This is a genomic window from Streptomyces sp. NPDC057438 (assembly GCF_042802995.1).
Classification (GTDB): Bacteria; Actinomycetota; Actinomycetes; order Streptomycetales; family Streptomycetaceae; genus Streptomyces.
In genome coordinates this window covers 36911-57953 of record NZ_JBHVDD010000040.1, presented here as the reverse complement: position 1 = coordinate 57953, position 21043 = coordinate 36911, and the positions used below count along the sequence as shown (strand labels likewise).

The following is a 21043-nucleotide window of genomic DNA, read 5'->3' as shown; positions in this document are numbered from 1 at the left end:
CTTCCACCCAAGAGACGTACCTAACAAACGTTAGGTGGAAGGTAGCTGATGCGCCGATGAGTGTCTCCACCTCGTCCCCGGAAAAGGGGATTTCCGTCGTCACGGTCGACTACCCGCCGGTGAACGCGCTGCCGGTGCGCGGCTGGTTCGAACTGGCCGACGCCGTGCGCGACGCGGGCCGCGATCCGGAGGTCCGGTGTGTGGTGCTGGCGGCCGAGGGGCGCGGATTCAACGCCGGCGTCGACATCAAGGAGATCCAGGCGGCGGGCCGCGACGCGCTGCTCGGCGCCAACCAGGGCTGCGCGGCGGCCTTCGCCGCCGTGTACGAGTGCGAGGTGCCGGTGGTCGCCGCCGTGCAGGGCTTCTGCCTGGGCGGCGGTATCGGGCTGGTGGGCAACGCGGACGCGATCGTCGCCGGTGAGGACGCGGTCTTCGGACTGCCCGAGCTGGACCGGGGCGCGCTGGGCGCGGCGACGCATCTGGCGCGGCTCGTGCCCCAGCATCTGATGCGGGCGCTGTACTACACCTCGCGTACGGCGACGGCCGCCGAGCTGCGGGCGCACGGCTCGGTGTGGCGGGTGGTCCCGCCCCCGGAACTGCCGGGCGCGGCACTGGAGTTGGCGCGGGAGATCGCCGCGAAGGACGGCCGGCTGCTCCGGCTCGCCAAGGCCGCCATCAACGGCATCGACCCGGTCGACGTCCGCCGCAGCTACCGCTTCGAGCAGGGCTTCACCTTCGAGGCGAACCTCAGCGGGGTGGCCGACGAGGTCCGCGCCGGCTTCGGGAGGGCCGGGGCGCGCGGGCGGGTCACGGGAAGCGACGGCGTTCAGGAGGAGCCGGGTGAGTGACAAGACGATGACCGCCGACGAGGCCGTCGCGCGGCTGTCGAGCGGGATGACCCTCGGCATCGGCGGCTGGGGCTCGCGCCGTAAGCCGATGGCCCTGGTGAGAGCGCTGCTCCGGTCCGGGATCACCGATCTGACCGTCGTCTCGTACGGCGGCCCGGACGTGGGCATGCTCGCCGCCGCCGGACGGGTGCGGAAACTGGTCGCCGCCTTCGCCACGCTCGACTCCATCCCCCTCGAACCGCACTACCGCGCGGCGCGCGAGCGGGGCGCGTTCGAGCTGATGGAGGTCGACGAGGCGATGTTCATGTGGGGGCTGCGGGCCGCCGCGCACCGGCTGCCCTTCCTGCCGGTGCGGGCGGGCATCGGCTCGGACGTGATGCGGGTCAACCCCGGCCTCAGGACGGTCACGTCGCCGTACGAGGACGGGGAGACCTTCGTCGCCATGCCGGCACTGCGTCTGGACGCCGCGTTCGTGCACGTCAACCGGGCCGACCGGCAGGGCAACGGCCAGTACCTGGGTCCCGACCCCTACTTCGACGACCTCTTCTGCGAGGCCGCCGACACGGCGTACGTCTCCTGCGAACGGATCGTGGACACGGCCGAGTTGACGAAGGACGCCCCGCCCCAGTCGCTGCTGGTCGGCCGCCATGTGGTGACCGGCGTGATCGAGGCCCCGAACGGGGCGCACTTCACCTCCTGCGCCCCCGACCACGACCGGGACGAGGCCTTCCAGAGGATGTACGCGAGCACCCCGTGGGCGGAGTTCGCCGAACGGTTCCTGACCGGTGACGAGCCCGCCTACCAGTCGGCCGTGCGGGCGTGGCACAGGGAGGAGACGTGAGCGCGGCAGCCGTGAGCGGCGCGACGCGCGCCGAGTACTGCGTGATCGCCTGTGCCGAGGCGTGGCGCGGTGCCGGGGAGATCCTCGCCAGTCCGATGGGGCTCGTTCCGTCCCTGGGCGCGCGCCTCGCCAGGCGGACGTTCTCGCCGGACCTGCTGCTGACCGACGGAGAGGCGCTGCTCGTCGGCCTGGACGGCACCGTCGAGGGGTGGCTGCCCTACCGGCGGCACCTGGCCCTGGTCACCGGCGGCCGTCGGCACGTGATGATGGGCGCGAGCCAGATCGACCGGTACGGCAACCAGAACATCAGCTGTGTCGGCGACTGGGAGCGGCCGAGGCGGCAGCTGCTCGGAGTGCGGGGAGCGCCGGTCAACACCCTGAACAACCCGACCAGTTACTGGATCCCGCGGCACTCCCGGCGGGTCTTCGTGGAGAAGGTCGACATGGTGTGCGGGGTCGGCTACGACCGGGTGGCCCTGCATCCGGCCGCCGCCCGCTTCCACCACCTCCCGCGGGTCGTGTCCGACCTCGGGGTCTTCGACTTCGCTACCCCCGACCACACGATGCGGCTGGTGTCGCTGCACCCCGGGGTCACGGTGGAGCAGGTGGCGGAGGCGACGGGCTTCGTGCTCACCGTCCCGGACGAGGTGCCGTACACCCGTGAGCCGACCGGGGAGGAGCTGCGGCTGATCCGCGAGGTGATCGACCCCGGGAACACGCGGGCGCGGGAGGTGGCCGGCTGATGGAGACGGCTCTGACCCGGCTCGTCGGCGTCCGCCGGCCGATCGTGCAGACCGGGATGGGCTGGGTGGCCGGCCCCCGGCTGGTCTCCGCGGCGGCGAACGCGGGGGCACTCGGCGTGCTGGCCTCGGCGACCATGACGACCGGGCAGCTCCGGGCCGCCGTGCGGGAGGTGAGGTCCCGTACGGGCGGGGCGCCGTTCGGGGTGAATCTGCGGGCCGACGCGGGGGACGCGCGGGAGCGGGTGCGGATCATCGTCGAGGAGGGCGTGCGTGTGGCGTCGTTCGCGCTGGCGCCGTCGCGGGAGCTGATCACCGAGCTGAAGGACGCGGGGGTGGTCGTGATCCCGTCGGTGGGTGCCCGGCGGCACGCCGAGAAGGTGGCGGCCTGGGGCGCGGACGCCGTGGTCGTCCAGGGCGGCGAGGGCGGCGGGCACACCGGGGAGGTGGCGACGACCGTCCTGCTGCCGCAGGTCGTGGACGCCGTCGACATCCCCGTCGTGGCCGCCGGGGGCTTCCACGACGGGCGCGGGCTGGTGGCCGCGCTGGCGTACGGGGCGGCGGGGGTGGCGATGGGCACCCGGTTCCTGCTCACCTCGGACTCGACGGTGCCCGACGCGGTGAAGGCCCGCTATCTGGCCGCGACGGTCAGGGACGTCACCGTCACCAGGGCCGTGGACGGGCTGCCGCACCGGATGCTGCGTACGGAGCTCGTGAGCGCGCTGGAGGCGTCCGGCCGGGCGCGCGCCCTGGTGCGCGCCGTGCGCCACGCGGCGGGCTTCCGCCGGCTCTCCGGGCTGACCTGGCGGCGTATGGTCCGCGACGGCCTCGCCATGCGGCACGGCAAGGACCTCACCTGGAGTCAGGTCCTTCTCGCCGCCAACACACCGGTGCTGCTCAGGTCCGCGATGGTCGACGGCCGTACGGACCTCGGGGTGATGGCGGCCGGGCAGGTCGCCGGGGTGATCGACGACCTGCCGTCGTGCGCGGAGCTGGTGGACCGGATCATGAAGGAGGCCGAGGAGACGCTGACGTCCTTGGGGCGGCTCGACGCCCGACGGTGACCGTCACGGCCGACCCAGGTCCCGGCCCTTCCCCCCCACCGCCGCACGCCGACCGTCGTGGCGGCCGCCCGGCGACCGTCACAGCCGCCGGGGCCCGCCTCCCCTCACCCCCGCACGCCGACCGTCACAGCCGCTCGATGATCGTCACGTTCGCCTGCCCGCCGCCCTCGCACATCGTCTGGAGGCCGTAGCGGCCGCCCGTGCGCTCCAGTTCGTGCAGGAGGGTCGTCATGAGCTTGGCGCCGGTCGCGCCCAGCGGGTGGCCGAGGGCGATCGCGCCCCCGTTGACGTTGACCTTCTCAGGATCGGCGCCCGTCTCCTTCAGCCAGGCGAGGACGACCGGCGCGAAGGCCTCGTTGATCTCGACCAGGTCGATGGCGTCGAGGGTGAGGCCGGACTTCTTCAGGGCGTACGCCGTCGCCGGTATGGGCGCGGTGAGCATGCGGATGGGGTCCTCGCCGCGCACGGAGAGGTGGTGCACGCGGGCGCGCGGGGTCAGCCCGTGCTCCCGTACGGCGCGTTCGGAGGCGATAAGGAGTGCGGCGGCGCCGTCGGAGACCTGGGAGGAGCAGGCGGCCGTGACCGTGCCGCCCTCGATGACCGGCTTCAGGGCGGCCATCTTCTCCAGGGAGGTGTCCCGGCGCGGTCCCTCGTCGACGGTGACGTCCCCGTACGGGACGGTCTCGCGCGCGAAGCGGCCCTCGTCCACGGCCCGCACCGCCCGCCGGTGGGAGCGCAGGGCGTACTCCTCCTGGTCGCGGCGGCCGATGCCCCACTTCGCGGCGATCATCTCGGCGCCCGCGAACTGGTTCACCGGCCGGTCCCCGTACCGCGCCCGCCATCCCTCGCTGCCCGCGAAGGGCCCGTCGGTGAGACCGAGGGGGACGGCGGCCTGCCGGGAGGCGAAGGCGATGGGGATCATCGTCATGTTCTGCACGCCGCCCGCGACCACCAGGTCCTGGGTGCCGGAGAGCACTCCTTGCGCGGCGAAGTGCACGGCCTGCTGCGAGGATCCGCACTGCCGGTCGACGGTCGTACCGGGCACCTCCTCGGGCAGGCCGGCGGCCAGCCAGCTGGTCCGCGCGATGTCTCCGGCCTGCGGTCCGACGGTGTCGAGGCAGCCGAAGACGACGTCCTCCACGGCGGCGGGGTCCACGCCCGCGCGTGCGACGAGCGCTTTCAGGGCGTGCGCGCCGAGGTCGGCCGGATGGACCCGGCCGAGCCCTCCCCCGCGCCGCCCGACGGGCGTGCGGACCGCTTCGACGATGTAGGCCTCGGCCATGTCGGCTCCCTCGGTGTCAGAGGACGTTCAGGTCACGTACCGCTCTCCCGTACGGCGATCCCGTCCAGGACCATGGACAGGTACTGTCGGGCGATCTCCTCCGGGCCGTACTGTCCGCCGGACCGGTACCAGGACGCGGCGACCCAGACCGTGTCGCGCACGAACCGGTAGGTGACCCTCGTGTCGAGGTCGGCCCGGAACTCTCCCTGCGCGACCCCGCTCTCCAGCGTGGTCAGCCACGCCTTCTCGAACTTGGTCTGCGACTGCTCCAGGAAGAGGAACCGCGCTTCCCGGGCGATCAGCTGCTTCGCCTCGTTCTGGTAGATCCGGACGGCGTCGCAGTGCCGGCCGATCGCCCGGAAGGACTCCGTGACCAGCGCTTCGAAGGTCTCCCGGGGGCCCGTTCCGGCGTCCAGGACGGCGTCGTAGCGCTCCCAGAGTTCGTCGAGGAAGGTCCGCAGGATCTCCTCCAGCATCGCGTCCTTGGACGCGAAGTAGTAGTAGAGGCTGCCCGCGAGCATGCCCGCGTCGTCCGCGATCCGGCGCACGGTGGTGGCGTTGTACCCCTGGTCGGCGAAGACCTGGGCGGCCGTGTCGAGGAGCTCACGGCGGCGGGCGAGCCCGGCGGCGGGCACCTGCGGGTTGTTCTTCTTGGTCGGCACGTTGCTCGTTGTCCTCAGGGGTGCTGGTTGCTGACGGAGACGATCTCGCCCGTCATGTACGAGGAGTAGCCGGACGCGAGGAACACGATCACGTTGGCCACCTCCCAGGGTTCGGCGTACCGCCCGAAGGCCTCCCGCGCGGTCAGTTCGGCCAGCAGTTCGGGGGTCGTGACCTTCACCAGGTGCGGGTGCATGGCGAGGCTGGGGGACACGGCGTTGACCCGGACCCCGTAGTCGGCCGCCTCGATGGCCGCGCACCTGGTCAGCGCCATCACGCCCGCCTTGGCCGCAGCGTAGTGCGCCTGGCCGGCCTGGGCGCGCCAGCCGACGACGGAGGCGTTGTTGACGATCACCCCGCCACGGCCCGCACCGCCCCCACCGGCTTCCCGCATCAGCCGCAGGGCGGCCCTCGTGCACCGGAACGTGCCGTTCAGTGTCACGTCCAGCACCTTGGACCACTGCTCGTCCGTCATGTCGGCGACATCCGCCGTGCCGCCGAGACCCGCGTTGTTGACGACGATGTCGAGCCGCCCGTGCAGCCGGGCGCCCGCCTCGAACAGGGCCCGCACCTGGTCGTCGTCGGTGACGTCGCACGGCACCGCCGTGACGGACTCCTTACCGAACTCGGCGGTCAGCTCGGCCCTGAACTCCTTGAGCCTGCGCGTGTGGGCGTCACTGATCAGCACGCGCGCGCCCCCCTCCAGGAAGCGCCGGGCGGTCGCTCCGCCGATGCCCGCGCCGGCCGCGGCGGTGATGACGGCGGTGCGGCCGGCGAGGAGGGCGTGGGCCGGGGGGCACGTCGGGGGGTCGACGTTCGTCATGGGGGCACGCTAACCTACCAAACACTTGTTAGGGAAGGCCGAGTGTTCGTCCGGCACGCCGACCGCGCGTTCGCCGGATCGGCCGGACGCTCGTCGGACCCGCACCCTCCACCCCCGGTCAGGCAAAGAGGCGCGCTCCCATGGACCTCACCCCCTCCCCCGCCGACGAAGCCTTCCGCGCCGAGGCCCGCGCCTGGCTGCGCGACCGTGTCCCGGCCGAGCCGCTGCCCTCCCTGGAGACGGCGGAGGGCTTCGCCGCCCACCGCGCCTGGGAGGCCGAACTGGCCGCCGGCCGCTGGTCGGTGGTCGACTGGCCGGCCGCGTACGGCGGCCGTGACGCGGGCCTGCTGCGCAGGCTGGCCTTCGAGGAGGAGTACTCCGCGGCGGGCGCCCCGGGCCGCGTCGGCCAGAACGGCGTCAGCCTCCTCGCCCCGACCCTCTTCGACCACGGCACTCCCGAGCAGCGGGCCCGCGTCCTGCCCCCGATGGCCTCGGGCGAGGTGGTGTGGGCACAGGCCTGGTCGGAGCCCGAGGCCGGGTCCGACCTCGCCTCGCTCACCTCCAGGGCCCGGCGCACGGACGGGGGCTGGCTGCTGACCGGCCAGAAGACCTGGTCGTCGCGGGCCGCCTTCGCGGACCGGGCGTTCGGCCTGTTCCGCAGCGAGCCGGGCGCCCCCAGACCCCACCAGGGCCTGACGTATCTGATGTTCGACCTGCGCGCGCCCGGGGTGACCGTCCGCCCGATAGGCCGCCTGGACGGCAGGCCCGCCTTCGCCGAACTCTTCCTCGACGACGTGTTCGTGCCGGACGAGGACGTCATCGGCGAGCCCGGCCAGGGCTGGCGCATCGCCATGTCCACCGCCGGCAACGAACGCGGGCTGACGCTCCGCCCGCCGGGGCGCTTCCTCGCCTCCGCGGACCGGCTGCTCGGCCTCTGGCACGCCCAGGGCAGCCCGGCGTCCGCCCATGACCGGGTGGCGGACGCGCTGATCGGCGCCCGCGCCTACCAACTCTTCACCTGGGCGGCCGCCTCCCGCTTCCTGGAGGGCACCCCGGTCGGCCCCGAGTCCAGCCTGAACAAGGTCTTCTGGTCCGAGTACGACCTGGCCCTGCACGAGACGGCACTGGACCTGCTCGGCGAGGAGGGCGGGGCGGCGGACAGCCACTGGGCGGAGGGCTATGTCTTCGCCCTGGCCGGCCCGATCTACGCCGGCACCAACGAGATCCAGCGCGACATCATCGCCGAGCGCCTCCTCGGCCTGCCGAAGGGCCGCCGCTGATGGGCGGCCCCAGCCTGAAGGGCCACCGCTGATGCGTTTCCTCCTGGACACCGAGCAGCGGGCGTTCGCCCGGTCGCTGGACGCCATGCTGACGGCGGCGGACACCCCGAAGGCCGTACGGGCCTGGGGGCGGGGCGAGCACCGGGCCGGGCGGGCGCTGTGGTCCCGCCTCGCGGAGGCGGGCGTCTTCGCGCTGGCGGCATCCGAGGCGTACGAGGGCGTCGGCCCCCTCCCCGTGGAGCTGGCCGTCGCCTTCGTGGAGCTGGGGCGGCACGCGGTGCCGGGCCCCCTCGTGGAGACGGTCACGGCGGCGGTCCTGCTGGCCGGCCTGGAGGACCCGGGCCCGGCCGAGCGCCTGCTCCCGGCGCTGCTGTCCGGCGAGGAGATGGCCACGGTGGCGCCGTCACCGGAGGCGTACGCGCTGGACGGGGACGCGGCGGCCATCCACCTGTCGCTCGACCCGGGCCGGGGCGAGCTGCGCCTGCGCCCCGGTCACGGACCCGTGCGGCCCTGTCTTGACCCGGCCCGCCGCCCGACCCCGCTCTCCCCGGGCGGCGAACTCCTCGCGACCGACCCGTCCGGCCTCGCCCGGGCCCTCGTCTGGGCCCGGCTCGCGGTGGCCGCGCAGGCCCTCGGTGTCGGCCTGGCGCTCCTGGACAGGACGGTGGCGTACGTCCGGCAGCGCACCCAGTTCGGCGTGCCCGTCGGTTCGTTCCAGGCGGTGAAGCACCGGCTGGCGGACGCGAAGGTGGCCCTGGAGTTCGCGCGTCCGCTGGTCTTCGGAGCGGCGGTCACGCTGGACCCGGCGGACGCGGCGGCCGCCAAGGTGACGGCGTGCGAGGCGGCGTACACGACCGCGCGCACGGCGCTGCAGCTGCACGGCGCGATCGGTTACACGGCGGAGTACGACCTGTCGCTCTGGCTGACCAGGGCCCGGGCGCTGCGGACGGCGTGGGGCACCCCCGCCGAGTGCCGCGCCGCCGTGCTCAGCGGCGGTGGCCGCCGCTGATCCCCCGGCCGCGCCCTCGGGCGACGATGCCCTCGGCCCGGGCCGCCGCCAGCCACCGCGGGAACTCCCCCACCAGCCGGTCGTACAGCTCGGCGTCGGACACGGCCCGCGGGTCCCGGCCGGCGTGGAAGAAGCCGGCGTTGTCGACGACCCGTTTCCCCGGCACGGCCAGATCGTCGAGCCGCCGCAGGAAGTCGAACTGCTTGCCGCCGGGGTCGCCGAAGCCGATGAACTGCCAGAAGAGGGGGAGCCGGGCGGCCTTGCACATGTACCGTTCGGCGGCGAGCCTGCTGGTGGGCCCGCCGTCGGTCTGGAACACCACGAAGGCCGGGTCCTCTGCTCCGCGGTCGAGGTAGTGGTCGATGACGGCGTCCATGGCCAGGTGGTAGTCGGTCTTCCCCATGTGGCCGAGGCCGGACACGATGCGGTCGATCCGGCCGTGGTGGTCGGCGAGAGAGATCTCCGTGACCGCGTCGACCCCGGTGGAGAAGAAGACGACGGGCACGGTGCCGTCGTCGTCGAGCTGCGCGGACAGTCCGAGCACCCGGTCGGCGAGGGCCTGCACACTGCCGTCCTTGTAGTAGGGCCGCATGGAGCCGCTGTGGTCGATCACGAGATGGACGGCGGCCCGCTGCCCCCGGAGCCCGTGCCGGTCGAGGGAGTCCCCGGCCGCCTTGTAGAGGTTCACGAGCGCGGGGGCGGTCTCCATCATCTTGGTGAGACTGATCGCGGACATTCGGCGGTCCTCCTGACCCAGGGCTCTGCGGCAGCCCCGAGGTTAGGGCACTCCCCCTGTCCCCTCCGCCCTGATCGTTCGCTACTTTGTTCGCCGCCGTCCTCACCGGCTCGTCATCAGCCCCGCATCCCCAAGGAGCCGGCCGTGGAACCCGAGTCCCCGTCGTCGTCCGAGCCCGCCGTCACCACCTGCTACCGCCACCCGAAAGTGGAGTCGTACGTCCGCTGCACGCGCTGCGAGCGGTTCATCTGCCCGGACTGCATGCGGGACGCGGCCGTGGGCCACCAGTGCCCGGAGTGCGTGAAGGAGGGCGCGCGAACCGTCCGGCAGGCCCGCACCGCCTTCGGGGGCCGGATCTCGGCCGTCCCGCTGGTGACGTACGCCCTGATCGGTCTGAACGTCGTCGCCTACGTCGCCGAACTGCTCCGTGAACAGGTCGTGGACGACTTCGCGATGCTGGGCCGGGGGCTGCTCGGCCCGGACGGGCTGCAGTACGTCTGGCAGAGCGCCTACCCGTCCGACTTCCGCCTGGAAGGCGTGATCGACGGCGAGTGGTACCGCCTCCTGACCGGCGCCTTCCTCCATCTCCCACCCACCGAGGGCACGTTCGGCATCCTGCACATCGTGATGAACATGGTCACGCTGTGGAACGTCGGCAGGATCGTCGAGGCCCAGCTCGGCCGCGCCCGCTACCTCGCCCTCTATCTCCTGTCCGCCCTCGGCGGCTCCGTGCTGGTCCTCCTCCTGGCCCCCGACACCAGTACGGTCGGCGCCTCCGGCGCGATCTTCGGCCTGTGCACCGCGTACTACGTGCTGGCCCGTCGTCTCGGCGCCGACCCGGCGGGCATCAACCGCTTCATGGCGGGCCTGCTGATCTGGCTGGTCATCTCGGCGGTCGTGACGTCCTGGCAGGGACACCTCGGCGGCCTGCTGACCGGCGGCCTGATCGCCCTGGGCCTCGCGTACGCGCCTCGGGACCGGCGGAGGGTGCTGGTGCAGGCGGGGACCTGCGCGGCGACGGCGGCCCTGCTGGTGGTGCTGGCGCTCGCCAAGGCCGCGCAGATGACGACCTGAACCGGCCGCGAGCAATGGGGGCCCGCTCCCGACGTGCGACGGCGCCTGCCCAGTCGTCCGGTCGGGGACTGGCGGGCAGGCGCCGTCTCGGGGGGTCTGGGGGGAGTACCCCCAGATGACCCGCCCGTACGCCGTTGTACGGGACGTCTGTCGGCCCGGCGGGCCGGAGGTGGGTCGGGTGTGGGTCAGACCATGAGCGAGCGGTCCGTCGGACGGATCGGGGCCGGCAGTTCGCTCGCGCCGGTCAGGAAGCGGTCGCAGCCCCGGGCCGCCGAGCGGCCCTCGGCGATCGCCCAGACGATGAGCGACTGACCGCGGCCCGCGTCACCGGCCACGAACACCCCGGGCACATTGGTCTGGAAGTCGGCGTCGCGGGCGATGTTGCCGCGCTCGTCGAGGTCCAGGCCGAACTGGTCCACGAGACCGTTCTCGCGGTCCGTGCCGGTGAAGCCCATGGCCAGCGTCACCAACTGGGCGGGGATCTTGCGCTCGGTGCCCGGCTTCGGGGTCAGCCTGCCGTCGATGAACTCGACCTCGGTGAGGTGCAGGAACTGGACGTTGCCGTCCTCGTCGCCCTCGAAGTGGGTGGTGGACACGGAGTAGACCCGCTCGCCGCCCTCCTCGTGCGCCGAGGTGACCTTGTAGAGCATCGGGAAGGTCGGCCACGGCTGGTTCGGGGCACGGTCCTCGCCCGGCTGCGGCATGATCTCCAGCTGGGTGACCGAGGCCGCGCCCTGGCGGTGGGCGGTGCCCACGCAGTCCGCGCCCGTGTCGCCGCCGCCGATGACCACGACGTGCTTGCCCTCGGCCGTGATGGGGGGCGTCACGAAGTCGCCCTCCTGGACCTTGTTGGCCAGCGGCAGGTACTCCATGGCCTGGTGGATGCCGTTCAGCTCACGGCCGGGGACCGGGAGGTCACGGGCGGTGGTGGCGCCCGCGGCGATGACGACGGCGTCGTACCGCTTCTTCAGGTCCGTGGCCTTGAGGTCACGGCCGATCTCGATGCCCGTACGGAAGCGGGTGCCCTCCGCGCGCATCTGCTCGATACGGCGGTTGATGTGCCGCTTCTCCATCTTGAACTCGGGGATGCCGTAGCGCAGCAGGCCACCGACGCGGTCCGCGCGCTCGTACACCGCGACCGTGTGACCGGCCCGCGTCAGCTGCTGCGCGGCGGCCAGGCCCGCCGGGCCGGAGCCGATGACCGCGACCGTCTTGCCGGACAGCCGCTCCGGGGCCTGGGCCGCGACGTCGCCGCTGTCCCACGCCTTGTCGATGATGGAGACCTCGACGTTCTTGATGGTGACGGCCGGCTGGTTGATGCCGAGCACGCACGCCGACTCGCACGGGGCCGGGCACAGCCGCCCGGTGAACTCCGGGAAGTTGTTCGTGGCGTGCAGCCGCTCCGACGCCGCCGCCCAGTCCTCACGGTAGGCGTAGTCGTTCCACTCGGGGATGAGGTTCCCGAGCGGACAGCCGTTGTGACAGAACGGGATGCCGCAGTCCATGCAGCGGGAGGCCTGCTTCGAGATGATCGGGAGCAGCGAGCCCGGGACGTAGACCTCGTTCCAGTCCTTCAGGCGTACGTCGACGGGGCGGGACTTGGCGACCTCGCGCCCGTGGTTCAGAAAGCCCTTCGGGTCAGCCATTGATCGCCGCCTCCATCATCTTCTCGGTGATCTCGGTCTCGGAGAGACCGGCCTGCTCGGCGGCGGCCTTGGCGGCGAGCACTGCCTTGTACGTGCTGGGGATGATCTTGCTGAAGCGCGCCACGGCGACGGGCCAGTCGGCGAGCAGCTTCTCGGCGACCGTGGAGCCGGTCTCCTCGGCGTGGCGGCGCACCACGTCGTGCAGCCACTGCTTGTCGGTGTCGTCGAGGGCCTCGACGGCGCCCAGGTTGCCGACGTTGACGTTGTCGCGGTCCAGGTCGATGACGTAGGCGATGCCGCCGGACATACCGGCCGCGAAGTTGCGGCCCGTCTCGCCGAGGACGACCGCGTGGCCGCCGGTCATGTACTCGCAGCCGTGGTCGCCCACGCCCTCGGACACCACCAGGGCGCCGGAGTTGCGGACACAGAATCGCTCGCCCGTCCGGCCGCGCAGGAACAGCTCGCCGCCGGTGGCGCCGTAGGCGATGGTGTTGCCCGCGATGGTGGAGTACTCGGCGAGGTGGTCGGCGCCCCGGTCGGGACGGACGATCACCCGGCCGCCGGAAAGGCCCTTGCCGACGTAGTCGTTGGCGTCGCCCTCCAGGCGCAGCGTGACGCCGCGCGGGAGGAAGGCGCCGAAGGACTGGCCGGCCGAGCCGGTGAAGGTGATGTCGATGGTGTCGTCGGGCAGACCGGCCCCGCCGAACTTCTTGGTCACCTCGTGGCCGAGCATGGTGCCGACCGTGCGGTTGATGTTGCGGACCTTGACCTGGGCGCGGACCGGCTGGGCGTCGGTCGCGTCGTTCGCGGCCAGCGCGTCGGCGGCGAGCTTGATCAGCTCGTTGTCGAGCGCCTTCTCCAGGCCGTGGTCCTGCTCGATCAGCTGGTGGCGGACGGCGCCCTCGGGCAGTGCGGGCACGTGGAACAGCGGTTCCAGGTCCAGGCCCTGCGCCTTCCAGTGGTCGACCGCGCGGGTCACGTCGAGCGTCTCGGCGTGGCCGACGGCCTCCTCGATGGAGCGGAAGCCCAGTTCGGCGAGGATCTCGCGGACCTCCTCGGCGATGAACTCGAAGAAGTTCACGACGTACTCGGCCTTGCCGGAGAACCGGTCGCGCAGCGTCGGGTTCTGGGTGGCGATGCCGACCGGGCAGGTGTCCAGGTGGCAGACGCGCATCATGACGCAGCCGGAGACGACCAGCGGCGCGGTCGCGAAGCCGAACTCCTCGGCGCCGAGGAGCGCGGCGATGACGACGTCACGGCCGGTCTTCAGCTGGCCGTCGGTCTGGACGACGATGCGGTCACGCAGGCCGTTGAGCAGCAGCGTCTGCTGGGTCTCGGCGAGGCCGAGCTCCCAGGGGCCGCCCGCGTGCTTCAGCGAGGTGAGCGGCGAGGCGCCCGTACCGCCGTCGTGGCCGGAGATGAGGACGACGTCCGCGTGCGCCTTGGAGACACCGGCGGCGACCGTGCCGACGCCGACCTCGGAGACCAGCTTCACGTGGATCCGCGCCTGCGGGTTCGCGTTCTTCAGGTCGTGGATGAGCTGGGCGAGGTCCTCGATGGAGTAGATGTCGTGGTGCGGCGGCGGGGAGATCAGACCGACACCCGGGGTCGAGTGACGGGTCTTGGCGACCCACGGGTAGACCTTGTGGCCGGGCAGCTGGCCGCCCTCACCGGGCTTGGCGCCCTGGGCCATCTTGATCTGGATGTCGTCCGCGTTGACCAGGTACTCGGAGGTCACGCCGAAGCGGCCGGAGGCGACCTGCTTGATCGACGAACGGCGCGCCGGGTCGTAGAGACGGTCCGGGTCCTCGCCGCCCTCACCGGTGTTGGACTTGCCGCCCAGCTGGTTCATGGCGATGGCGAGCGTCTCGTGCGCCTCGCGGGAGATCGAGCCGTACGACATGGCGCCGGTCGAGAACCGCTTGACGATCTCGGTGACCGGCTCGACCTCGTCGATGGAGATCGGCTGACGGTCGCCGGACTTGAACCCGAACAGGCCGCGCAGCGTCATCAGACGCTCGGACTGCTCGTTCACGCGGTCCGTGTACTTCTTGAAGATGTCGTAACGGCGCGTGCGCGTGGAGTGCTGGAGGCGGAAGACCGTCTCCGGGTCGAACAGGTGCGGCTCGCCCTCGCGGCGCCACTGGTACTCGCCGCCTATCTCCAGGGCGCGGTGGGCCGGCGCGATGCCGCTGGCCGGGTACGCCTTGGCGTGGCGGGCGGCGACCTCCTTGGCGATGACGTCGATGCCGACGCCGCCGATCTTGGTGGCCGTGCCGTTGAAGTACTTCTCGACGAACTCGTCCGCGAGGCCGACGGCCTCGAAGACCTGGGCGCCCCGGTAGGAGGCGACCGTGGAGATGCCCATCTTGGACATGACCTTGAGGACGCCCTTGCCGAGGGCGTAGATCAGGTTGCGGATGGCCTGCTCGGACTCGATGCCGGAGAGGAAGGTGCCGGCGCGGACGAGGTCCTCGACGGTCTCCATCGCCAGGTACGGGTTGACTGCGGCGGCGCCGAAGCCGATGAGCAGGGCGACGTGGTGGACCTCGCGGACGTCACCGGCCTCGACGAGCAGGCCCACCTGGGTGCGCTGCTTGGTGCGGATGAGGTGGTGGTGGACGGCCGCGGTGAGCAGCAGCGACGGGATCGGCGCATGCTCGGCGTCGGAGTGGCGGTCGGACAGGACGATCAGCCGGGCGCCGTTGTCGATGGCGGCGTCGGCCTCGGCGCAGATCTCCTCGATGCGCGCGGCAAGGGAGTCGCCGCCGCCGGAGACCCGGTAGAGACCGGAGAGGGTGGCCGCCTTCATGCCGGGCATGTCGCCGTCGGCGTTGATGTGGATGAGCTTGGCCAGCTCGTCGTTGTCGATCACCGGGAAGGGCAGGGTGACGCTGCGGCACGACGCGGCGGTCGGCTCCAGGATGTTGCCCTCGGGGCCCAGCGAGGAGCGCAGCGAGGTGACGAGTTCCTCGCGGATGGCGTCCAGCGGCGGGTTGGTGACCTGCGCGAACAGCTGGGTGAAGTAGTCGAAGAGCAGCCGCGGGCGCGAGGACAGCGCGGCGATCGGCGAGTCGGTGCCCATGGAGCCGAGCGGCTCGCCGCCGGTCTTGGCCATCGGCGCGAGGATGACGCGCAGCTCTTCCTCGGTGTAGCCGAACGTCTGCTGGCGCCGGGTGACCGAGGCGTGGGTGTGCACGATGTGCTCACGCTCGGGCAGGTCGGACAGCTCGATCTCGCCGGCCTCCAGCCACTCCGCGTACGGGTTCTCCGCGGCGAGCTGGGCCTTGATCTCGTCGTCCTCGATGATGCGGTGCTCGACGGTGTCGACGAGGAACATCCGGCCGGGCTGCAGCCGGCCCTTGCGGACGACCTTGGCGGGGTCGATGTCGAGGACGCCGACCTCGGAGCCGAGGACGACGAGTCCGTCGTCGGTGACCCAGTAGCGGCCGGGGCGCAGACCGTTGCGGTCCAGGACCGCGCCGACCTGACGGCCGTCGGTGAAGGTGACACAGGCCGGGCCGTCCCACGGCTCCATCATCGTGGAGTGGAACTGGTAGAAGGCGCGGCGGGCCGGCTCCATGGAGTCGTGGTTCTCCCACGCCTCCGGGATCATCATCAGCACGGAGTGCGGCAGGGAGCGGCCGCCGAGGTGGAGCAGTTCCAGGACCTCGTCGAAGGACGCCGAGTCGGAGGCGTCCGGCGTACAGATCGGGAAGATCCGGTTCAGGGTCTCCTGACCGCCGAAGAGGTCGGAGGCGAGCTGGGACTCGCGGGCGACCATCCAGTTGCGGTTGCCCTTGACCGTGTTGATCTCGCCGTTGTGCGCGACGAAGCGGTACGGGTGGGCGAGCGGCCACGACGGGAAGGTGTTGGTGGAGAACCGGGAGTGCACGAGCGCGATCGCGGAGGCGAAGCGGCGGTCGGACAGGTCCGGGAAGAAGGGCTCCAGCTGGCCGGTGGTCAGCATGCCCTTGTAGACGATGGTCCGCGCGGACAGCGAGGGGAAGTAGACGTCGACCTCGCGCTCGGCGCGCTTGCGCAGCACGAAGCTCTTGCGGTCGAGGTCGATGCCCGTGGCGGACGCGGCCGATCCGTCGGCGACGAAGACCTGACGGAAGGAGGGCATCGTCGAGCGGGCGGTGGCACCGAGCAGCGCGGGGGCGACGGGCACCTCGCGCCAGCCGAGGACGGTCAGGCCCTCCTCGGCCGCGATGGCCTCGATACGGGCCGCGGCGTCGTCGGCGCCGTGCTCGGGCAGGAAGGCGATGCCGACGGCGTACGCGCCGGCCTCGGGCAGCTCGAACCCGGCCACCTCGCGGAAGAACGCGTCGGGGACCTGCGAGAGGATGCCGGCGCCGTCACCCGAGTCGGGCTCCGAACCGGTCGCCCCTCGGTGCTCCAGGTTGCGCAGAACCGTGAGCGCCTGCTCGACCAGCGCATGGCTCGCCTCGCCGGTGAGGGTGGCCACGAAGCCGACGCCACAGGCGTCGCGCTCGTTGCGGGGGTCGTACATACCCTGCGCAGCAGGGCGAGCATCCATGAAGGACCACTTCTGGCCGTTCGTGGAGTGCTGGGACGGCTGGCGCGGCGTACGCATCGGCTCTCCCGTCGTCGTCATCTGGCATGTGCATGTGCCGAGGGACGACGCTGGCCCTCTGCGTAAGGTGCAAAATTTCGTGCAGGTTACATGATGGAACGGTTCTCGGGAAGCGGATACTACGTCCCAACATGCGGACGCCACGGGCGCGGAGGAGTGCCGCGCACAGTGGCGTGGACAGGCGTCGACTGGCGTGTACTGGGGGGTCGGCCGGACAGATCCGTGTCGGCAGACCGCGGGGCGCAGGAGGCGTCGTCGCCACTGCTCGAGGTGCTTGGCAGGCGTCATTGCCTGCGGCGCTTACGGCTCATGCCCAGCGGTTAAGCGTTCGAAACCGCCTGGTAACGACTACTTATGCGGTCCCGCGCATACGTAGCCATCCGATCCATCATACGGCCGCGCCGATCAGGCTGCCCAGGGCGTACGTCACACCCGCCGCGGCACCCCCGAGGGCGAGCTGGCGCAGACCGCTGAACCACCAGCTCCTGGCCGTCACCCTGGCCACCACCGCCCCGCACCCGAACAGCCCCAGGAGCGCCACCAGCACGGCGGGCCACAGCGCGCCCGCGCCGAGCAGATACGGCAGTACGGGCAGCAGGGCACCCAGGGCGAAGGCACCGAAGCTCGACGCGGCGGCCACGGCCGGCGACGGGAGGTCACCGGGATCGATGCCCAGTTCCTCGCGAGCATGGATCTCCAGGGCCTGCTCAGGATCGCGCGAGAGCTGGCGCGCGACCTCCCGGGCGAGGCCCGCCTCGACGCCGCGGCTCTCGTAGAGCGCGGCCAGCTCCCGCTCCTCGTCCTTGGGGTGCTTGCGCAACTCCCGCCGCTCCACGTCGAGTTCGGCCTCGACGAGCTCCCGCTGGGAGGCCACCGAGGTGTACTCGCCGGCGGCCATGGAGAAGGCCCCGGCGGCGAGCCCCGCGAGCCCGGCGAGGACGACCGCCTCCCGGCCGGCCGAGCCGCCCGCGACACCGGTCATCAGGGCCAGGTTGGACACGAGCCCGTCCATCGCACCGAACACGGCGGGCCGCAGCCAGCCTCCGTTCACGTCCCGGTGGGTGTGGTTGTCGCGGTGCGCCTCGTGCAGCGCGGCCTCGGTGTCGATGATCGCCACGATCGTGCCCCTTTCCTCACGTCGAACGTACGCTCGGAAAATCTCTTCTGCCAGCAAGGAAGGCCGTACTTACCAGGCGATCCACCAGGGGCGGCGACTGTTCGAGAATCCCTGGCCGCTCATTCGTACAGGGCTCTGCACAGATGTCGACCGGGTGACACGTGGGTGTTCCGGCAGCCGGTGGGGCGCCCGGTGTGGCAGAGATCTTCACAGCGAGAGTCTTCGATCCCCACATCGCCGCATCACCGCATCACCGCATCGCCGCATCACCGCATCACCGCATCGCCGCATCACCGCATCGCCGCATCACCGCATCACCGCATCGCCGCATCACCGCATCACCGCATCGCCGCATCTTCCGATCTTCAGAGCGGATCGACCGCCCACGGGCCGGACGTGCCCCGAGGGCCAGACCTGCCCTCAGGGCCAGAGAGGCGCCATATGCCTTCCATCGCCTGCATTCCTTCCGTACCGGCGCCGGGGGACGCCACCGATCTGCGCGAACGGGCCCGCGGGGCCATGCTCGGGCTCGCTGTCGGGGACGCGCTGGGGGCGCCCGCGGAGAACATGAAACCCTCCGAGATCCGCGCGCGCTGGGGGCGCATCACGGGGTACGTGGCCGAGCACCCCTCGGGCACGGACGACACCGAGTACGCCATCTTCTCCGGGCTGCTGCTGGCCCGGCACGGCTCGGCGCTCACCGTCACGCACGTGGAGGCGGCCTGGCACCAGTGGATCGCGGACCGGGACGAGGGCCCGTTCCGGGGCGCCGGCTTCAGCGAACGCGGCACCCTGGAGAACCTCCGCCGGGGCCTCGCCGCGCCGATCTCCGCGCAGCACCGGCACGCCTGGAGCGACGGGCTGGCGATGCGCGCGGCCCCCTTCGGCGTCTTCGCCGCGGGCCGCCCGGCGGAGGCCGCCCGGCTGGTCGCCGTCGACGGCTCGGTCAGCCACGACGGCGAGGGCATCTACGGCGGTCAGGCGGTCGCGGCCGGAGTGGCGGCGGCGATGGCGGGCGCCCCCACCATCTCGGTCGTGGCCTCCGCGCTCGCCGTGATCCCCGACGACTCCTGGACGGCCCGCTCCCTGCGCCGGGCGGTCGCCGTCGCCCACCGCGGTGAACGCGCGGTCCGCTCCGCCGTCGTCATCGGCGGCTATCCCTGGACCGACCTGGCCCCCGAGGCCGTCGCCCTGGCCTTCGGCGCCTACGCGGCGGCCGACGGCGACTTCACCGAGTCGGTGCTGACGGCGGTCAACATGGGCCGCGACGCCGACACGACCGCCGCCGTCGCCGGCGCGCTGGCCGGAGCGACCCGGGGCGCGTCCTCGATCCCCCCGGAGTGGGCGGCGGCCATCGGCCCGGCGCGGGGTAGCTGCCTGCCCTCCATGGCGGGCCACCACGTCCTCGACGTCGCCGAACTCCTGGTCCCCGGCGAGGGCGGCAAATGGGCCACCGGCACGGCCCCCTTCCCTCACGGCGCCCGCCCCCTGCCGACCCGGACCACGCTCACCCCGACCACCCCCGCTCCGGCCGCCTTCACCCCGGCCGCCCCGGCTCCGGCCGCCTTCACCCCGGCCGCTCCCGCTCCTCCGGCCGCCCTCGCCCCGCCCGCCTTCACCCCGGCCGCCCCAACTCCAGCCGCCCCCACCCCGACCGCCTTCACCCCCGCCCCGGCCGACACGACGGAGACCCCGGCATGACCCCACCCACCCCGTGGGACGACACCATCCCCACCGCCCCCTCCGCACCGTACGACGAGCCGCCCCGCAGGAGACCGGCCGCGTCGCGCGCGACCCCGGCGGACAGGGCGGACGCGACGGACAGGACGGACACCGCAGTCACGGCAGTCACGGCAGCCGGCATCAGCGACCCGCGGCCCACGGCGGAGCCGACCGTGACCGAACCCCCGACTCCCACCCCCGCGACGGCGGCCCAAGCGCTCGCCCCCACCCCCTGGAACGTCAGCGAAGCGTCCGCCCCGGCGCGCTCGGCCGCGACCGGTCCTCTCGCCCCCAGGCACTTCGAACCCGCCCGCCCGCTCTCGGCGAAGCCGCTCACCCTCGGAGCCGCGGCCGCCGACGGTGAGGGAGTCCCACAGGGGCCACCCGCACCCGACGACGAAAGTGGCACGGGCGGGGCGGGTGGGGAGACAAAGGCCGAAGGCGGAGCCGAGGCCACGGCACACACCCCCCGCTCCCCCCGCCGTATCGAGGGCCTCCTCCTGGGCCTCGCCGCGGGGGACGCCGCCGGCTGGCCCGCCGCCCGCCACCGGGCCGCCCGCATGCCGGAGTGGACCCGCCGCCTCACCCGCGAACTGGACACCTTCGCCGAGCAGAACGCCACCACCACGCTCCCGGTCCCCATCGCCCTCAACCAACCGCCCGAGCCCCTGCGCCTCGGCCCCTCCGACGACGCGGAATGGGCGGCCTTCGCCGCGGAGGCCCTCCTGCGCGCCGGTGACGCCGCCGCACTCGGCGACCTCAGCCTGGAACGCCGCACCCGCGCCTCCATCGACCTCTCCTGGAACGCCGTGGCCAGCGAGATCGCCGCCGCCGCCGAACGCGCCCCCGAGGTCGAGTCCGCCGTACTCCCCCTGCGCGCCCGCATCTCGGTGCGCGCCGGCCTCGGCAACCTCGCCACCGGCCTGCGCCCGCCCGCCACCGGCCACGACAACCCGCACTACTTCGACGACGCGGCCTGCGTACGCGCCTGCGTGCTCGCCGTGGCCCACCCCGGCGACCCGCGAGGCGCCGCCGATCTCGCCGAGTTCGACGCCCGCTACACCCAGGACGGCGACGGCGTGCACGGCGCACGCGCGATGGCCGCCGCGCTGGCGCTGGCGCTCGCCGGCGCGGAGGTCGACGACTGCACGGCGGCCGCTCTGGCCGAACTCCCCGCCGGGACGGAGATCGGCCGCAACGCCCGCCACGCCCTGGACCTCGCCCACCGCCACAGAGAAGAAGGAACATTCGCTCTGGTACCGCTCCTGGAGCACCAGATCGTCGACCACGTCTACAGCTACGGCATCGCCGCCGCCGAGACCGTCCCCGTGGCACTCGCCCTGGCCACCGCCGCCGAGGGCCGGATCGCCGAGGCCGTCCCCGCCGCCGCCTGCCTCTCCCGCGTCGCCGACTCCGCCCCGGCCCTCGTCGGCGCCCTGACCGGCGCGCTCGGCGGCGGCGCCGCCGTCCCCGCCTCCTGGCGGGACGCCTGCCGCACCCTCTCCGGCTGCGCCCTCCCCCGCCTCACCGGAACCGATCTCGTACACCTCGCCGAACTTCTCGCAACCACGGAACTCGCCGCCCCCGGAGGATGATTCGGG

16 protein-coding genes are annotated in these 21043 nt (G+C 72.6%); 9 read left to right on the top strand and 7 right to left on the bottom strand.

Going from position 1 to position 21043, the window contains the following annotated elements; genetic code table 11:
- The first annotated feature begins 56 nt into the window (after nucleotides 1-56).
- The 4 genes from ACFU5F_RS22350 to ACFU5F_RS22335 are packed head-to-tail and all read left to right on the top strand — an operon-like array spanning nucleotide 57 to nucleotide 3493.
- Complete coding sequence (locus ACFU5F_RS22350) at nucleotides 57-848, top strand: enoyl-CoA hydratase family protein (protein ID WP_383889968.1); 792 nt, start codon at nucleotides 57-59, stop codon at nucleotides 846-848.
- Nucleotides 841-1689 (top strand): CoA transferase subunit A, encoded by an 849-nt coding sequence (locus ACFU5F_RS22345; protein WP_383889965.1) that lies wholly within the window; start codon nucleotides 841-843, stop codon nucleotides 1687-1689. The genes ACFU5F_RS22350 and ACFU5F_RS22345 overlap by 8 nt, the downstream gene beginning before the upstream one ends.
- Complete coding sequence (locus ACFU5F_RS22340) at nucleotides 1686-2432, top strand: CoA-transferase subunit beta (RefSeq protein WP_383889962.1); 747 nt, start codon at nucleotides 1686-1688, stop codon at nucleotides 2430-2432. Before ACFU5F_RS22345 ends, ACFU5F_RS22340 begins: the two co-directional genes overlap by 4 nt.
- Nucleotides 2432-3493, top strand: a complete 1062-nt coding sequence (locus ACFU5F_RS22335) for an NAD(P)H-dependent flavin oxidoreductase (protein WP_383889959.1) — start codon at nucleotides 2432-2434, stop codon at nucleotides 3491-3493. Before ACFU5F_RS22340 ends, ACFU5F_RS22335 begins: the two co-directional genes overlap by 1 nt.
- Nucleotides 3494-3617: 124 nt before the next feature.
- On the opposite strand, the gene ACFU5F_RS22330 is transcribed toward ACFU5F_RS22335, so the two are convergent.
- Genes ACFU5F_RS22330 through ACFU5F_RS22320 form a run of 3 tightly spaced genes read right to left on the bottom strand, consistent with a single transcriptional unit; the run spans nucleotide 3618 to nucleotide 6258 of the window.
- Entirely contained in the window at nucleotides 3618-4775 is a 1158-nt protein-coding gene (locus ACFU5F_RS22330) for an acetyl-CoA C-acetyltransferase (RefSeq protein ID WP_383889956.1), read from the bottom strand.
- Between the two features lie 32 nt (nucleotides 4776-4807).
- On the bottom strand, nucleotides 4808-5437 hold the full coding sequence (locus ACFU5F_RS22325) for a TetR/AcrR family transcriptional regulator (protein WP_383889954.1): 630 nt from the start codon (nucleotides 5435-5437) through the stop codon (nucleotides 4808-4810).
- Between the two features lie 14 nt (nucleotides 5438-5451).
- Nucleotides 5452-6258, bottom strand: a complete 807-nt coding sequence (locus ACFU5F_RS22320; RefSeq protein WP_383889951.1) for an SDR family oxidoreductase — start codon at nucleotides 6256-6258, stop codon at nucleotides 5452-5454.
- 140 nt (nucleotides 6259-6398) lie between these two features.
- Between ACFU5F_RS22320 and ACFU5F_RS22315 the strand changes: the two genes are divergently transcribed.
- Together ACFU5F_RS22315 and ACFU5F_RS22310 are read left to right on the top strand one after the other, a co-directional pair.
- The gene (locus ACFU5F_RS22315) at nucleotides 6399-7538 is read left to right on the top strand and encodes an acyl-CoA dehydrogenase family protein (RefSeq protein ID WP_383889948.1); all 1140 of its coding nucleotides are present in this window, start codon (nucleotides 6399-6401) and stop codon (nucleotides 7536-7538) included.
- A gap of 31 nt (nucleotides 7539-7569) precedes the next feature.
- The gene (locus tag ACFU5F_RS22310) at nucleotides 7570-8547 is read left to right on the top strand and encodes an acyl-CoA dehydrogenase family protein (protein ID WP_383889945.1); all 978 of its coding nucleotides are present in this window, start codon (nucleotides 7570-7572) and stop codon (nucleotides 8545-8547) included.
- On the opposite strand, the gene ACFU5F_RS22305 is transcribed toward ACFU5F_RS22310, so the two are convergent.
- A complete protein-coding gene (locus ACFU5F_RS22305; RefSeq protein WP_383889943.1) occupies nucleotides 8525-9283 on the bottom strand; it encodes a vWA domain-containing protein in 759 nt (252 codons plus the stop codon). The two genes, ACFU5F_RS22310 and ACFU5F_RS22305, sit on opposite strands and share 23 nt — an antisense overlap.
- A 144-nt stretch (nucleotides 9284-9427) precedes the next feature.
- Between ACFU5F_RS22305 and ACFU5F_RS22300 the strand changes: the two genes are divergently transcribed.
- Complete coding sequence (locus ACFU5F_RS22300) at nucleotides 9428-10357, top strand: rhomboid family intramembrane serine protease (RefSeq protein WP_383889940.1); 930 nt, start codon at nucleotides 9428-9430, stop codon at nucleotides 10355-10357.
- A 185-nt stretch (nucleotides 10358-10542) separates the two neighbouring features.
- On the opposite strand, the gene ACFU5F_RS22295 is transcribed toward ACFU5F_RS22300, so the two are convergent.
- The 3 genes from ACFU5F_RS22295 to ACFU5F_RS22285 form a co-directional block, all read right to left on the bottom strand.
- Nucleotides 10543-12003: a glutamate synthase subunit beta gene (locus ACFU5F_RS22295; protein WP_383889937.1), complete on the bottom strand. Its 1461-nt coding sequence runs from the start codon at nucleotides 12001-12003 to the stop codon at nucleotides 10543-10545.
- Entirely contained in the window at nucleotides 11996-16603 is a 4608-nt protein-coding gene (gltB, locus tag ACFU5F_RS22290) for a glutamate synthase large subunit (protein WP_383889934.1), read from the bottom strand. Before gltB ends, ACFU5F_RS22295 begins: the two co-directional genes overlap by 8 nt.
- 388 nt (nucleotides 16604-16991) lie before the next feature.
- Nucleotides 16992-17720 carry a VIT1/CCC1 transporter family protein gene (locus tag ACFU5F_RS22285; RefSeq protein ID WP_383889931.1) on the bottom strand — a complete coding sequence of 243 codons (729 nt, stop codon included), beginning with the start codon at nucleotides 17718-17720 and terminating at the stop codon, nucleotides 16992-16994.
- Between the two features lie 441 nt (nucleotides 17721-18161).
- On the opposite strand from ACFU5F_RS22285, the gene ACFU5F_RS22280 reads away from it, so the two are divergent.
- Together ACFU5F_RS22280 and ACFU5F_RS22275 are read left to right on the top strand one after the other, a co-directional pair.
- Nucleotides 18162-19421 carry an ADP-ribosylglycohydrolase family protein gene (locus ACFU5F_RS22280; RefSeq protein ID WP_383889928.1) on the top strand — a complete coding sequence of 420 codons (1260 nt, stop codon included), beginning with the start codon at nucleotides 18162-18164 and terminating at the stop codon, nucleotides 19419-19421.
- A 506-nt stretch (nucleotides 19422-19927) separates the two neighbouring features.
- The gene (locus ACFU5F_RS22275; RefSeq protein WP_383890005.1) at nucleotides 19928-21037 is read left to right on the top strand and encodes an ADP-ribosylglycohydrolase family protein; all 1110 of its coding nucleotides are present in this window, start codon (nucleotides 19928-19930) and stop codon (nucleotides 21035-21037) included.
- Nucleotides 21038-21043: the final 6 nt, after the last annotated feature.

What these genes read in the sequence shown, in the direction of transcription:
- ACFU5F_RS22320 (WP_383889951.1), bottom strand. Translation starts at nt 6,258, where the DNA reads ATGACGAACGTCGACCCCCCGACGTGCCCCCCGGCCCACGCCCTCCTC.
- ACFU5F_RS22305 (WP_383889943.1), bottom strand. Translation starts at nt 9,283, where the DNA reads ATGTCCGCGATCAGTCTCACCAAGATGATGGAGACCGCCCCCGCGCTC.
- ACFU5F_RS22335 (WP_383889959.1), top strand. Translation starts at nt 2,432, where the DNA reads ATGGAGACGGCTCTGACCCGGCTCGTCGGCGTCCGCCGGCCGATCGTG.
- gltB (WP_383889934.1), bottom strand. Translation starts at nt 16,603, where the DNA reads ATGCGTACGCCGCGCCAGCCGTCCCAGCACTCCACGAACGGCCAGAAG.
- ACFU5F_RS22310 (WP_383889945.1), top strand. Translation starts at nt 7,570, where the DNA reads ATGCGTTTCCTCCTGGACACCGAGCAGCGGGCGTTCGCCCGGTCGCTG.
- ACFU5F_RS22350 (WP_383889968.1), top strand. Translation starts at nt 57, where the DNA reads ATGAGTGTCTCCACCTCGTCCCCGGAAAAGGGGATTTCCGTCGTCACG.
- ACFU5F_RS22295 (WP_383889937.1), bottom strand. Translation starts at nt 12,003, where the DNA reads ATGGCTGACCCGAAGGGCTTTCTGAACCACGGGCGCGAGGTCGCCAAG.
- ACFU5F_RS22280 (WP_383889928.1), top strand. Translation starts at nt 18,162, where the DNA reads ATGCCTTCCATCGCCTGCATTCCTTCCGTACCGGCGCCGGGGGACGCC.
- ACFU5F_RS22315 (WP_383889948.1), top strand. Translation starts at nt 6,399, where the DNA reads ATGGACCTCACCCCCTCCCCCGCCGACGAAGCCTTCCGCGCCGAGGCC.
- ACFU5F_RS22330 (WP_383889956.1), bottom strand. Translation starts at nt 4,775, where the DNA reads ATGGCCGAGGCCTACATCGTCGAAGCGGTCCGCACGCCCGTCGGGCGG.